Here is a 13995-nt window from a genome sequence, read left to right as displayed (position 1 = left end):
CATACAAGGACCGTTACATCATGGCTATCGTAGAAGTCAAAGTGCCGCAGTTGTCGGAGTCCGTGGCCGAGGCCACGCTGCTGCAGTGGAAGAAAAAAGTCGGTGACACCGTCGCGGCCGACGAAATCCTGATCGAGATCGAGACCGACAAGGTGGTGCTGGAAGTGCCTGCGCCTGGCGCCGGCGTGCTGGCCGAATTGGTGGTGGGCGACGGCGGCACCGTCGTGTCCGACCAACTGATCGCCCGCATCGACACCGACGGCAAGGTGGCCGCCGCGGCGCCCGCGGCCGCCCCGGCCGCTGCTGCAGCGGCTCCGGCGCCCGCCGCGGCTGCTGCCACCGGCAAGGACATGAGTGGCGTGGCCATGCCCGCCGCCGCCAAGCTGATGGCCGACGCCGGCATGGCCGCCGGTTCCGTGGCCGGTACCGGCAAAGACGGCCGCGTGACCAAAGGCGACGTGCTGGCCGCGGCCGCCGCGCCCAAGGCCGTGGCCGCCCCGGTGGCCATCCCCACCGGCGCCCCGACCAAGGTGCTGCCGCAGGTGGCCGCTCCCACCGTGGACCTGGGCAACCGCCCCGAGCAGCGCGTGCCGATGAGCCGACTGCGCGCTCGCGTGGCCGAGCGCCTGCTGCAGTCGCAGTCCACCAACGCCATCCTGACCACCTTCAACGAAATCAACATGGCCCCGGTCATGGACATGCGCAAGCGCATGCAAGAGCGTTTCGAGAAGGAACACGGCGTCAAGCTGGGCTTCATGAGCTTCTTCGTCAAGGCGGCCGTGCACGCGCTGAAGAAGTTCCCGGTGCTCAACGCCTCGGTCGATGGCAACGACATCGTTTACCACGGCTACTTCGACATCGGCATCGCCGTGGGCTCGCCCCGTGGCCTGGTGGTGCCCATCCTGCGCAACGCCGACCAGATGAGCTTCGCCGAGATCGAGAAGAAGATCGCCGAATTCGGCCAGAAGGCCCGTGACGGCAAGCTGGGGATCGAAGAGATGACCGGCGGCACCTTCTCCATCTCCAACGGCGGCACCTTCGGCTCCATGCTGTCCACGCCCATCATCAACCCGCCGCAATCGGCCATCCTGGGCGTGCACGCCACCAAGGACCGCGCCGTGGTGGAAAACGGCCAGGTGGTGGTGCGCCCGATGAACTACTTCGCCATGTCCTACGACCACCGCATCATCGACGGCCGCGAAGCCGTGCTGGGCCTGGTGGCCATGAAGGAAGCGCTGGAAGACCCGGCGCGCCTGCTGTTCAACATCTGAGCCTCGGCCCATTGAACACAACGCCCCTTCGGGGGCGTTTGTCCAACCTCACAGGAAAACAACATGTCTCAAGCCTTTGATGTCGTCGTGATCGGTGCCGGCCCCGGTGGTTATATCGCCGCGATCCGCGCCGCCCAACTGGGTTTCAAGGTCGCCTGCATCGACGAATGGAAAAACGCCGCCGGTGGCCCGGCCCCGGGGGGCACCTGCACCAACGTGGGTTGCATCCCGTCCAAGGCGCTGCTGCAGTCGAGCGAGCATTTTGAGCACGCCAACAAACACTTTGAAGAACACGGCATCAGCACCGGCAAGGTGACGATGGACGTGGCCAAGATGGTGGGCCGCAAGGACACCGTCGTGAAGCAGAACAACGACGGCATCCTCTACCTGTTCAAGAAAAACAAGGTCGCCTTCTTCCACGGCCGCGGTTCCTTCGTCAAGGCGGTGGACGGCGGCTACGAAGTGGCCGTGGCCGGCGACAAGCCCGAAACCTTGGTGGGCAAGCAAGTGGTGGTGGCCACCGGCTCCAACGCGCGCCAACTGCCGGGCGTGCCGTTTGACGAAGACAAGGTGCTGTCCAACGACGGCGCGCTGCGCATCGGCGCGGTGCCCAAGAAGCTGGTGCTGATCGGCTCGGGCGTGATCGGCCTGGAAATGGGTTCGGTCTGGCGCCGCCTGGGTGCCGACGTGACGGTGCTCGAAGGCCTGCCGACCTTCCTGGGCGCGGTGGACGAGCAGATCGCCAAGGAAGCCAAGAAGGCCTTTGACAAGCAGGGCCTGAAGATCGAGCTGGGCGTGCAGGTGGGCGAGGTCAAGGTCGGCAAGAAGTCCGTGACCGTGAACTACACCAGCGCCAAGGGCGAGGCCGTGGCGCTGGAAGCCGACAAGCTGGTGGTCTCCATCGGCCGGGTGCCCAACACCACCGGCCTGAACGCCGAAGCCGTGGGCCTGGCGCTGGACGAGCGCGGCGCCATCGTGGTGGACGCCGACTGCAAGACCAACCTGCCCGGCGTGTGGGCGGTGGGCGACGTGGTGCGCGGCCCGATGCTGGCCCACAAGGCGGAAGAAGAGGGCGTGGCGGTGGCCGAGCGCATCGCCGGTCAGCACGGTCACGTCAACTTCAACACCATCCCCTGGGTCATCTACACCAGTCCGGAAATTGCCTGGGTCGGCCGCACCGAGCAGCAGCTCAAGGCCGACGGCGTGGCGTACAAGGCCGGCACCTTCCCGTTCCTGGCCAACGGCCGCGCGCGGGCGCTGGGCGACACCACCGGCATGGTCAAGTTCCTGGCCGATGCCAAGACCGATGAAATCCTGGGCGTGCACATCGTCGGCCCGATGGCGTCCGAGCTGATCTCGGAAGCCGTGGTGGCGATGGAGTTCAAGGCTTCGGCCGAGGACATTGCCCGCATCTGCCACGCGCACCCCAGCCTGAGCGAAGCGACCAAGGAAGCCGCGCTGGCGGTGGACAAGCGCACGCTGAACTTCTGAGCCGGGCCATGGCGCACGCACCCCAACCCGCCGCCGCGGCCGGCGCGCCGGCCGCGTTCGGTCCGGTGCGTGCGGCCTACGAAGCCGAACTCCAGGCCCGTGGCTACCAGAGCGACCCCGCCCAGCTGCGGGCGGTGGACGCGCTGGAGCGCTGCGCGGCCGAGTGGTCGCACTTCAAGCAGCGCCGTTCCAACGCGCTGAAAAAATTCATCAACCGCCTGCCGATCCCGCAAGGGGTGTACATGTACGGCGGGGTGGGGCGCGGCAAAAGCTTCCTCATGGACTGCTTTTTCAACGCCGTGCCGCTGCGCCGCAAGACGCGGCTGCACTTCCACGAATTCATGCGCGAGGTGCACCGCGAGCTGGTGGACCTGCAGGGCACGGTCAACCCGCTGGACGTGCTGGGCCAACGCATGGCCAAGCGCTACCGCCTGATCTGCTTCGACGAATTCCACGTGTCGGACGTGACCGACGCCATGATCCTGCACCGGGTGCTGGAGGCGATGCGCAAGTACGGCATCGGCATGGTGACGACCAGCAACTTCCACCCGGACGGCCTGTACCCGGACGGCCTGCACCGCGACCGCATCCTGCCGGCGATCGAGCTGCTCAAGCAGACCATGCAGGTGCTGAACGTGGACCACGGCACCGACTACCGCCGCCGCACCCTGGAGCAGTTGGAGCTGTACCACTGCCCGCTGGGGCCTGACAGCGAGGCGCTGATGGAGGCCAACTTCGAGCGTCTGGCCGAGGCCCACGACGAGTCGCCGGTGCTGCACATCGAGTCGCGCGAGATCCGGGCCATCCGCAAGGCGGGCGGGGTGGTGTGGTTCGACTTCCGCACGCTGTGCGGTGGGCCGCGTTCACAAAACGATTACCTGGAAATTGCCGCGCAGTTCCACACCGTGCTGCTGAGCAACGTGCCGCACATGCCGGTGAACATGGCGTCGCAGGCGCGGCGCTTCACCTGGCTGGTGGACGTGCTGTACGACCGGCGCATCAAGCTGGTGCTGTCGGCGGCGGTGCCGGCCGAGCAGCTCTACACCGAAGGGCCGCTGTCGCACGAGTTCCCGCGCACCGTGTCGCGCCTCAACGAGATGCAGTCGCAGGAGTACCTGTCGGAAGAGCGCCGGGACGTGGACACGTCCCTGACCTGAGACCGGCCTCAGGCGCCCACCAGGGGCTCCAGTTTCAGCGCGATCAGGGACAGGTTGTCGCCCGTGCCTTCGGCGCGTTCCCGGGCGGTTTTCACCAGCAGTTCGCAGGCGGTGCGCGGCGGCAGTTGTTGCAGCACGCGGCCCAGTTCCTCGTCGCTGAAGTAGTGCCACAGCCCGTCGCTGCAGGCCAGCAGCGCGTCGCCGGGGCGCAGCGCCAGGGTCTGGGCATCGACCCGCGGCGCCGCTTCGGTGCCCAGACAGTGCTGCAGCATGTTGCTGCGTGGGTCGAAGCGGGCCTGGTCGGCGGTGAGCTCGCCCAGGTCCACCAGTTTCTGCACGTAGGAGTGGTCGCGGGTGCGCGTCTGCAGCGCCGCGCCGCGGAAGTGGTAGAGCCGCGAATCGCCGGAGTGCGCCCAGTGGCAGACGCCGCCGGGCAGCAGCAGAAAGGCGGCCAGGGTGCTGTGTGGTTCTTCCTCGGCCGACACGGCGGTGAGGCGGATGACGGTGTGCGCCTCCCGCGCCAGCCGCTGCAAGAAGGCCGGGCCGTCGTCGCTGCGCGGGTCGAAGCGCTCGAACAGCTGCTGCGCGGTCAACATGACCTGGTCGGAGGCCTTGCGCCCGCCGCTGCGCCCGCCCATGCCGTCGGCCACCACGCCCAGCAGGCAGCCGGGGTGGCGCGGGTGCGCGGTCAGGCTGAGCTGGTCTTGCTGGTAGGCGCGGTCGCACTGGTCCAGCCCGGTGGCCGCGGCGATGCGGTAGGGACCCACGGCGGGGGCGGTGGACGGGGCCTGAGTCGGCGGGGTGGCGTGTGCGGTCACGCCGGGATTATGCCCGGCCCGCCAGCGGGCGGCCGGCTTCAGTAGCGCTGGGGCACCAGCATCTCGGCCGGTACCGGGTGGCGCAGGTAGTCCGGGTTGCGCACACGGGCCGGCAGCACCACCTCTGGGCGCTGGACCTCGTGGTAGTCGAAGCGCGACAGCAGGTGGTGGATGCAGTTGAGCCGGGCCTGCTTTTTGTCGTCGGCCGGCACCACCCACCACGGCGCTTCCGCGATGTGGGTGCGCTCCAGCATGGTTTCCTTGGCGCGGGTGTAGTCCTCCCAGCGGCGGCGGCTTTCCAGGTCCATGGGGCTGAGCTTCCACTGTTTGAGCGGGTCGTGGATGCGACCGAGAAAACGCAGGTGCTGCTCGTCGTCGGTGATGGAGAACCAGTACTTGATGAGCACGATGCCCGAGCGCACCAGCATGCGCTCGAACTCGGGCACCGAGCGGAAGAATTCCTCCACCTCGTCGTCGCTGCAGAAGCCCATGACCTTTTCCACGCCGGCGCGGTTGTACCAGCTGCGGTCGAACAGCACGAGTTCGCCAGCGGCCGGCAGGTGCGGCACGTAGCGCTGGAAGTACCACTGGGTGCGCTCGCGGTCGTTGGGGGCGGGCAGGGCCACCACGCGGCAGACGCGCGGGTTCAGCCGCTGGGTGATGCGCTTGATCACGCCGCCCTTGCCCGCGGCGTCGCGGCCCTCGAACAGGATCACCACCTTCTGTTTGGTGGCGGCCACCCAATCCTGCAGTTTGACGAGTTCGCCCTGCAGCTGGAACAGTTCGCGGAAATAGGCCAGGCGGGCGGCCTTGTCGTCGGGGCTGTGCGCCGCGTCGGCGCCGGCGTGGGTGGCGTCGCGGTCCTCGATCTCCAGTTCCAGCTCTTCGTCGTAGCTGTCGAGCAGGTCGCGTTCGATGCGGCGCAGGAGTTCGTCGTGGGGCAGGGCCATGGTCGGTGCGGAGGGTTGGGGATGGCCCAGCGTAGTGCGCCACGGTGACGGATGTGTGACAACACGGTGTCGGTGGTGCGTGGGTGCCCCGGCCCCGCCCGGGGCCGGTGGCCGCTGCGCCCGGAGTGCGGTGGGTGGCGTCAGGGGCCTGGCTCGGCGGTGCCTGCCGAAGGGGCGGGGGACGGGACGCGCCGCAGCAGCGCCTGGCCGGCGCGCACGCGCTGGCCCGCGGCCACCCCGTCGGCCAGTGCCCAGCCGGGCGGCACGAACACCAAGATGGTGGAGCCGTGCTCGAACCAGCCCATTTCATCGCCCTTGGCGTACCGCGCCGCGCAGGGAATGGCGTGGGGGCCGCGGTAGCCGAGGTGCAGCCGCACGTCCAGCGCGTGCAGCCGGATGCTGGCCACCAGCACCGCAGCCACCGGCACCAGCGTCAAGCGGCTGCCGTCGGCCGCCAGCCGGGTTTCGATCACCGCGCGCTCGTTCTTGCAGAACAGCCGCTCCACCCGCCGCAGCGCAATCGGGTTGACGTTCCAGGTGTCGCCGCTGATGTAAGTAACGCGTTCGACCGCCAGGTCGTGCGGGGCGTGGAAGCGGTGGTACATGCTGGAGGTCAGGCGCAGCGTGACGAACTGGCCGTCGGCGTGGCGCGCGGCCAGTTCGGCCGAACCCATCAGGTCGGCCAGGGTGTAGGGAAAACCTTTGGCCTGCCACACCTGCTGCCCTTGCACCGGTCCGCATTCGCCGACGATGGCGTCGCACGGGCTGGCCAGCAGCGTCGGGTCGGGCACGAACGGCCGCGCGCCGGGGCGCAGCGCGCGGGTGAAGCAGGCGTGCAGGCTGTCAAACTCCTGCTGCGCCGATTCGCTCAGGTCCAGGTCGGTGAACCAGCGCCACACGGCGATGGACAGGCGCGTCAGCCAGCGGCTGCGGATGCGGCTGTAGCGTCCCATCAACCGCGTCAGCGCCAGGCGCGGAATCCGGTTGGTGAGCAGAAAATTCAGGTCTTCCTGCAGCAGCAGGCGGTCGCGCCAGGAGGGGGTGTTCATCGGTTTGTCAAACGGTTGGCCTACAACTGTCACCACCCCACTTGAAAGCTTGATGACATGCCCCTTGACCCGACCCTGGCCGCTGGCGCCCTGGCCACCGCCGCCGCCCTGTGGCGCCCCGTGCGCCAGCGCCTGCAACTGTCGCGCGCCAAGCACCGTTCGCTGGCCGGGCATGCGCGCCTGGCCAAGCGGGTGGCCCGCCTGGTGCCCGGTTACGCCCACGACGAGACCACCTTCTTCCGCGCCGACGGCGCCCCCGACGCGGTGGCCGCCCAGCGCCGCGCCGGGTTTGAGCGGCTGGGTCGGGTGCTGCGCGAACGCTCGCCCCAGACCCTGGCCCTGACGCAGCAGGCCCGCCCCGGCCTGCCCGACCTGCAGTTCACCGGCCGCTACCGGGTGCCGTTCCAGTTCAGCCCCCTGGTGCGGGCCGGTCTGCCCATCGGTGCCTTCTGGGCCGAGGCCGCCGGCGTGCAACTGCGCGACCTGGACGGCCAGTGGCATTACGACCTGGCCGGCTCCTACGGCGTCAACGTCTTCGGGGTGGACTTTTACAAAGCCTGCATGGCCGAAGGCGCACAGTTGGGCAGTGCCCTGGGCCCGGTGCTGGGGGGGTACCACCCGGCCGTGGCCGAGGTGGCGCAGCGCTTGCAGGCCATTTCCGGGCTGGACGCGGTGAGCTTTCACATGTCGGGCACCGAGGCGGTGATGCAGGCGGTGCGCCTGGCGCGCTACCACACCGGCAAGCGCCACCTGGTGCGCTTTGCCGGGGCCTACCACGGCTGGTGGGAGGACGTGCAGCCCGGCCCCGGCAACCCGCTGCCGCCGCGCGAAACCTACACCCTGCAAGACATGGACGAGCGCAGCCTGGCGGTGCTGCGCAGCCGCGGCGACATCGCCTGCGTGCTGGTCAACCCCCTGCAGGCGCTGCACCCCAACCGCAACGCCCCGGGCGACTCCACCCTGGTGGACGGCAGCCGCAGCGCCGGGTACGACCGCGCCGCCTACACCGACTGGTTGCGCCGCCTGCAGCGGGTGTGCAACGAACGCGGCATCGTGCTGATCCTGGACGAGGTGTTCGTGGGCTTTCGGCTGGCGCCGGGCGGGGCGCAGGCCCATTTCGGGGTGCAGGCCGACCTGGTGTGCTACGGCAAGACCCTGGGCGGCGGCCTGCCGGTGGGCGTGGTCTGCGGGCGCGCCGCACTGATGCAGCGCTACCGCGACGACCGCCCGGCCGACCTGTGCTTTGCCCGCGGCACCTTCAACGCCCACCCCTACGTGGTGGGTGCCATGCTGGCCTTTTTGCGTCGGCTGGACACGCCCGAGGTTCGGGCCATTTACAACGGCCTGGACGAGCGCTGGGCCGCGCACGCCCAGCGCTTCAACCAGGCCCTGCAAGCCGAACAGCTGCCGCTGCGGGTGGATGCGCTGGGCAGCATCTGGACGGTGAGCTACACCCAGCCCGCGCGTTACCACTGGATGCTGCAGTTCTACTTGCGCGAACAAGGCCTGGCGCTGAGCTGGGTGGGCACCGGGCGCTTCATTTTCAGCCTGAATTACACCGACGCCGACCTGGCCGAGGTGACCCGCCGCTTCGTGCGGGCCTGCCAGCAGATGCGCGCCGACGGCTGGTGGTGGACCGCCCCCGGGCTGACCCACCGCGGCATCCGGCGGCAGGTGCTGGGCGAAATGCTGCGCGCCCGCTGGGGCTGAGGCCCAGGCCGGGTGGGCCGGCGGGGCCCACCCCAGGCGTCAGCGGCTGCGGTGGCCGGGTTCCAGCCACTGGCCCTGCAGCAGGTACCAGGGGGCCTTGTGGTATAGCCGGATGTCGTGGAAGGGGTCGGTCACGATCTTGACCGCCCAGACCAGGCCGGTCTGCAGGTTGTGCTGCAGCGCCAGTTGCAGCACCCGCAACAGCAGCCCGCCCAACCCCACGGCCAGCCACACCAGGCCGACGTTGTGGGCAAAGCCGCGCCAGTCGGTGTGCGGCTCCAGCAGGCCCAGCAGGTCGGGCTGTGCCCACACCAGCAAAGGCGACAGCGCCCACACCGCCATCAGCACCACCTTGCGCCGCAGGTTGTAGCCGACCTTGATGTCTTCCTTGTGCTCGTGGGTGGCCTGGTTGATCGCGTCGTAGCCCTTGGGCTCGAAAAAGAAATGGCCGGCCTGGCGGCTGACCATGGACCAGCCCCAGGCCACCAGCGCGGCCAGCGCCGGGTCGGTGAACAGCAGGCCATAGGCCACGACAAAGCCCAGGGCGCTGAGCAGGTGCAGGCTCTGGTTGATGCGGCTGTGGTGGTAGTAGCGGTGGTCGTCCCAGCGCTGGGTGCGCAGGGCTTGCAGGAAGTCGTTCATGGGGGCGTCCTCGGAGGGGTCAAACAACAGCGCCGCTGCGCAGAGCGGCACCGAAGGCATGCTGGCCACCCGTCGTGAAACGCGCGTGACAAGGCCGGCGCTGTCACGGCGCGGTCGGGCGTGGGGCCTTGTCACACGGCTGTTACGTGGCTGCGGGAGCATGCCCGGATGCACGCCACTTCCCAGCCTCTGGTCATCGAAAATTTCCCGCCCTTGCAGCGTTCGCTGCGCATTGCGGTGGTCACCGAAACCTACCCGCCCGAGGTGAACGGCGTGGCGCTGACGGTGGACCGCCTGGTGCGTGGCCTGCAGGCGCGCAACCACGACCTGCAACTGGTGCGACCGCGCCAGGCCCGGCTGGAGCAGGGCGGGGCAACGCCCGGCTTCGAGCAGGTGCTGCTGCGCGGCCTGCCCATCCCGCGCTACCCGCACCTGCGCATGGGCATGCCGGCCAAAAAACCGCTGACCGCGATGTGGACCCTGCGCCGGCCCGACCTGGTGCACGTGGCCACCGAAGGGCCGCTGGGCTGGTCGGCGCTGCAGGCGGCGCGCAAGCTCAAGCTGCCGGTCAGCACCGATTTCCGCACCAACTTCCACGCCTACAGCCGCCACTACGGCATGGGCTGGCTGGAAAAGCCCATCGCCGCTTACCTGCGCAAGTTCCACAACTTGGCCCACTGCACCATGGTGCCCACCCCCGGCCTGCAGACCGAACTGGCGGCGCTGGGCTTCGAACGCCTGTTGGTGGTGGCGCGCGGAGTGGACACCCAGCGTTTTCTGCCGGCGCGGCGCAGCGCCGCCCTGCGCGCCCAGTGGGGTGTGGCCCCGGACGAGCTGGTGGCGCTGTCGGTGGGTCGCCTGGCGGCCGAAAAAAACCTGCACCTGCTGGCCCAGGCCCACGCCGCCATGCGCGCTGTGAACCCGCGCTGCCGCCTGGTGGTGGTGGGCGACGGCCCGGAGCGCGATGCCTTCGAGCAGGCCTGCCCCGACGCCATCTTCGCGGGCTCGCGCAGCGGCACCGACCTGGCCGACCACTACGCCAGCGCCGACGTGTTCCTTTTCCCCAGCCTGACCGAGACCTACGGCAACGTCACGCCCGAGGCGCTGGCCAGCGGCCTGGCGGTGCTGGCCTTCGACCACGCCGCGGCGGCGGAGTTGATCCGCCACGGCCACAACGGTCTGCTGGCGCCGTTCGGCGACGCCGACGCGTTTGTGCGCCGCGCCGCCGACCTGGCCGGCGATCCGGCCCTGGTGCAGCACCTGCGCGCGGCGGCGCGCGCGTCCACGCTGGCGCTGGACTGGAGCCAGATCGTGGCGCAGGTGGAGGCGGTGTGGCTGCGGCTGCTGCGCCAGCACGCCGAGGGGGCCGGGGCCCCCCAGCCCGGGGCGCTGCGCTGGGGGCCGCCGGTGTCCGGCGCCTGATCCGCGCTCAGAGCGGCAGCGCCTGGCCCGGGGGCACCGCGGCCTGGGGCCGCCCGCTGCGTGCCGCGTCCAGCCGGGCCTGGCCCAGCGCGTTGCGCCGGCCGATGCCGATGTGGGCCACCCCGCCGGCCTGCAACTGCGCCGGGTCGTACAGGTTGCGCCCATCCAGAACCACGGCGTCGGCCATGTGCGCGACGACCCGGGCCCAGTCGGGGTTGTGGAAGCATTTCCACTCGGTCAACAGCAGCAGGGCGTGGGCGCCGTCCAGGGCGTTGTGCGGGTCGTCCACCAAACGCAGGCCCGGCCAGGCGTGCAGCGGGCCGCCCAGGTCCTGGGCCAGGCAGCGGCGCGCCTCGTCGCCGGCCACCGGGTCGTGCGCCACCACCTCGGCGCCGCGGCGCAGCAGTTCGCTGACCACCGTGCGGCTGGGGGCTTCGCGCATGTCGTTGGTCTGGGGCTTGAAGGCCAGCCCCCACACGGCAAAGCGCCGGCCGTGCAAGTCGGGGCCGAACAGCGCCAGCAGGTGCTGCACCAGCCGCTGTTTCTGGGCGCGGTTGACGCGCTCCACCGCCTCCACCACCCGCAGGCGCAGGCCCTGTTCGGCGGCGGTGTGGACCAGTGCCCGCGTGTCCTTGGGAAAACAGCTGCCGCCATAGCCCATGCCGGCGTACAGAAAGCTGTGGCCGATGCGGTGGTCGGCGCCGATGCCGCGGCGCACCGCGTCGATGTCGGCCCCCACCTGGTCGGCCAGCAGCGCCATTTCGTTCATGAAGGAAATGCGGGTGGCCAGCATGGCGTTGGCCGCGTACTTGGTCAGTTCGGCGCTGGGTCGGTCCATCCAGACGGTGCGTTCGTGGTGCCGGTTGAAGGGCGCGTACAGCTGGGTCAGGGCGGCGCGCGCGCGCTCCGCTTCGGGGCCGTCGGGCAGGCCCACCACGATGCGGTCGGGCCGCATGAAGTCGTCGATGGCGGCGCCTTCCTTCAGGAATTCCGGGTTGGACACCACCGCGAACGGCGTTTGCCCCAGGCTACGGCGCCGCAGTGCCTCGGCGATGGCGGCCTGCACCCGGTCCCCGGTGCCCACCGGCACGGTCGATTTGTTCACCACCACCTGAAAACCGCGCAGGTTCCGGCCCACCTGGCGCGCCACGTCCAGCACGTGCTGCAGGTCGGCCGAGCCGTCTTCCTGCGGCGGCGTGCCCACGGCGATGAACAGCACCTCCGCTTCGGGCACCGCCTGCGCCAGCGCGGTGGTGAAGCGCAGCCGCCCGGCTTGCTGGTTGCGCCGCACCAGCTCGTCCAGCCCGGGTTCGTAGATCGGCACGCCGCCGGCCTGCAGCAGCGCCACGCGGCCGTGGTCGCGGTCCACGCCCACCACCCTGTGCCCCAGGTCGGCCAGACAGGCCGCCGTCACCAGGCCCACATAGCCGGCCCCTACCACGGTCACGTTCATCGCAAGCTCCTTGTGTCGAGGCTTTCATGCTGGTGGCCGGTGGTGACCGGTGCGTGACGGTTGGGTGACGCGCCGGTGAAAGCCCGGCAGACCGGTGGTGGGTGGGTGTCATGCCGCCTTCACCGAACTGCCACGGCCGCGACATGCAGCGGGCGAAGAATCCTCAGGCAACAAGGAGCCGAGCATGAAAGAACCGCCCATCCCGACCCTGGACCTGGCCCCGGCCATGAACATCGCGGCCTGGCTGCGCCCCCCGGCCAGCGGTCTGACCGGCCTGGCCCCCGTGCTGGACCGCCCAAGCGCGGCCGCGCCCTGGGGGGACGCCGCCCGTGCCCCGGATGGGCAGGAGGCCCCGGCGGCGCGCGCCGACACGTTGGACGTCAGCTGGGCCCGCCACCAGGACGAGGTGCGCGAGGCCCAGCGCCTGCGCCACGCCGTGTTCGCCGACGAAATGGGCGCCCGCCTGCCGCAAACCCTGCCCGGCCACGACGTGGACCTGTTCGACGACTACTGCGAACACCTGCTGGTGCGCGACGCCGCCAGCCGCCAGGTCATCGGCACCTACCGGGTGCTGACCCCGGCCCAGGCCCAGCGTGTCGGCGGTTTTTACAGCGACACCGAGTTCGACCTGACCCGCCTGCGCGGCATCCGCGACCGCATGGTGGAACTGGGCCGCAGCTGTGTCCACCCCGACCACCGCCACGGCGGCGTCATTCTGGCGCTGTGGGGAGCGCTGGCCGAATTCATGGCCCGCAACCAGCTCGACACCATGATCGGCTGCGCCAGCATTCCCATGCAGCACGCCGGCGCGCACGGCATGGTGGGGGGTGGCCACGCCGCCGCCAGCATCTGGCGCCAGGTGCGCGAACGCCACCTCGCCTCCATCGAATACCACGTGCGCCCGCGCCTGCCACTGCCGGTCGACGAACTCGACAGCGGCCTGGCCGTGGAGCCCCCGGCCCTCATCAAGGGCTATTTGCGCCTGGGCGCCAAGGTGCTGGGCCCGCCGGCCTGGGACCCGGATTTCAACGCCGCCGACCTGCCCATGATGATGCGCCTGGCCGACTTGCCCGCGCGCTACCGCAAGCACCTGTTGGGGACCTGATGCGCACCACCTGGGCCCCCGAAGGCATCGGGGTGGGGCCGCTGGCGCCGCCGCCTGAGTCGTGGAACGAGCCGCGCGAGGACGACCCCAACGACCCCGACGACGACAGCCCCGACCCGGGCACCGGGCACTGGCGCACCGTCTTTATTTCCGACGTGCACCTGGGCACCCCGGGCTGCCAGGCCAAGGCGCTGCTGGCCTTCCTCAAGGCCCACCCCAGCGACCGGCTGTACCTGGTCGGCGACATCATCGACGGCTGGCAGCTGCGCCGCCGCTGGTACTGGCCGCAGAGCCACAACGACGTGGTGCAGAAAATCCTGCGCCGCGCGCGCAAGGGCTGCAAGGTCGTCTTTGTGCCCGGCAACCACGACGAGTTCGCGCGCCACTTCATTGGCCACAAGTTCGGCGGGGTGGACGTGGTGGAAGACGCCGTCCACACCACCGCCGACGGCCGGCGGCTGTGGGTCATCCACGGCGACCATTTCGACGGCGTCATCCAGTACGCCAAATGGCTGGCCTACCTGGGCGACAACCTGTACGAGTTGACGCTGCGCCTGAACACCCACCTCAACTCCTGGCGGGCACGGCTGGGCCTGCCGTACTGGTCGTTGTCGCAGTACCTCAAGCACCGGGTCAAAAGCGCCCTGAACTACGTGCTGCAGTTCGAGGGCGCGGTGGCCGCCGAGGCACGCAAGCGCGGGCTTGACGGCGTGGTCTGTGGCCACATCCACCGCGCCGAGATGCGTGACATCGACGGCACCCTGTACTGCAACGACGGCGACTGGGTGGAAAGCCTTACCGCCCTCGTCGAGCACCACGACGGCCGTCTGCAGCTCGTGCACTGGCCCCTGCGGCCGGCGGTCGGGCAGGGCGCGGTGCCGGCCGCCCGCGTGCCGGCCTGAACGGGTGGGACTTTCACCTCCGTGT

The 13995-nt window shown here is 70.0% G+C and carries 12 protein-coding genes; 7 read left to right on the top strand and 5 right to left on the bottom strand.

What is annotated here, in order from left to right; translation table 11 throughout:
• Positions 1-20: 20 nt before the first annotated feature.
• The 3 genes from odhB to zapE all read left to right on the top strand — a co-directional run bounded on the left by odhB (position 21) and on the right by zapE (position 3919).
• Positions 21-1271 carry a 2-oxoglutarate dehydrogenase complex dihydrolipoyllysine-residue succinyltransferase gene (odhB, locus tag HA630_RS03390; RefSeq protein WP_166832340.1) on the top strand — a complete coding sequence of 417 codons (1251 nt, stop codon included), beginning with the start codon at positions 21-23 and terminating at the stop codon, positions 1269-1271.
• Positions 1272-1334: 63 nt separating this feature from the next.
• A complete protein-coding gene (gene lpdA / locus HA630_RS03385; protein ID WP_166832339.1) occupies positions 1335-2762 on the top strand; it encodes a dihydrolipoyl dehydrogenase in 1428 nt (475 codons plus the stop codon).
• An 8-nt stretch (positions 2763-2770) separates the two neighbouring features.
• Positions 2771-3919, top strand: coding sequence for a cell division protein ZapE (gene zapE, locus HA630_RS03380; RefSeq protein WP_166832338.1), 1149 nt, complete (start codon positions 2771-2773; stop codon positions 3917-3919).
• Positions 3920-3927: 8 nt separating this feature from the next.
• On the opposite strand, the gene HA630_RS03375 is transcribed toward zapE, so the two are convergent.
• The 3 genes from HA630_RS03375 to asd form a co-directional block, all read right to left on the bottom strand.
• A complete protein-coding gene (locus HA630_RS03375; protein WP_371809192.1) occupies positions 3928-4737 on the bottom strand; it encodes a PP2C family serine/threonine-protein phosphatase in 810 nt (269 codons plus the stop codon).
• A 38-nt stretch (positions 4738-4775) separates the two neighbouring features.
• Positions 4776-5687 carry a polyphosphate kinase 2 gene (ppk2, locus tag HA630_RS03370; RefSeq protein ID WP_166832337.1) on the bottom strand — a complete coding sequence of 304 codons (912 nt, stop codon included), beginning with the start codon at positions 5685-5687 and terminating at the stop codon, positions 4776-4778.
• 140 nt (positions 5688-5827) lie between these two features.
• Complete coding sequence (asd, locus tag HA630_RS03365; RefSeq protein ID WP_166832336.1) at positions 5828-6736, bottom strand: archaetidylserine decarboxylase; 909 nt, start codon at positions 6734-6736, stop codon at positions 5828-5830.
• 57 nt (positions 6737-6793) lie between these two features.
• Here asd and HA630_RS03360 point away from each other — a divergent pair, with 57 nt between their 5' ends.
• Positions 6794-8446 carry an aminotransferase class III-fold pyridoxal phosphate-dependent enzyme gene (locus HA630_RS03360; protein WP_166832335.1) on the top strand — a complete coding sequence of 551 codons (1653 nt, stop codon included), beginning with the start codon at positions 6794-6796 and terminating at the stop codon, positions 8444-8446.
• A 39-nt stretch (positions 8447-8485) separates the two neighbouring features.
• On the opposite strand, the gene HA630_RS03355 is transcribed toward HA630_RS03360, so the two are convergent.
• The gene (locus HA630_RS03355; RefSeq protein WP_371809191.1) at positions 8486-9148 is read right to left on the bottom strand and encodes a hypothetical protein; all 663 of its coding nucleotides are present in this window, start codon (positions 9146-9148) and stop codon (positions 8486-8488) included.
• A gap of 108 nt (positions 9149-9256) precedes the next feature.
• On the opposite strand from HA630_RS03355, the gene HA630_RS03350 reads away from it, so the two are divergent.
• On the top strand, positions 9257-10510 hold the full coding sequence (locus tag HA630_RS03350; RefSeq protein WP_166832333.1) for a glycosyltransferase family 1 protein: 1254 nt from the start codon (positions 9257-9259) through the stop codon (positions 10508-10510).
• Between the two features lie 7 nt (positions 10511-10517).
• Here the strand turns inward: HA630_RS03350 and HA630_RS03345 are convergent, their stop codons facing one another.
• Positions 10518-11963, bottom strand: coding sequence for a UDP-glucose/GDP-mannose dehydrogenase family protein (locus HA630_RS03345; protein WP_166832332.1), 1446 nt, complete (start codon positions 11961-11963; stop codon positions 10518-10520).
• Between the two features lie 184 nt (positions 11964-12147).
• Between HA630_RS03345 and HA630_RS03340 the strand changes: the two genes are divergently transcribed.
• Together HA630_RS03340 and HA630_RS03335 are read left to right on the top strand one after the other, a co-directional pair.
• Positions 12148-13068 (top strand): GNAT family N-acetyltransferase, encoded by a 921-nt coding sequence (locus tag HA630_RS03340; protein WP_243855334.1) that lies wholly within the window; start codon positions 12148-12150, stop codon positions 13066-13068.
• A complete protein-coding gene (locus tag HA630_RS03335) occupies positions 13068-13970 on the top strand; it encodes a UDP-2,3-diacylglucosamine diphosphatase (protein ID WP_166832331.1) in 903 nt (300 codons plus the stop codon). The genes HA630_RS03340 and HA630_RS03335 overlap by 1 nt, the downstream gene beginning before the upstream one ends.
• Positions 13971-13995: the final 25 nt, after the last annotated feature.

The sequence above is a fragment of the Aquabacterium sp. A08 genome (genome assembly GCF_011742065.1).
This window is presented reverse-complemented; position numbering and strand designations above follow the sequence as displayed.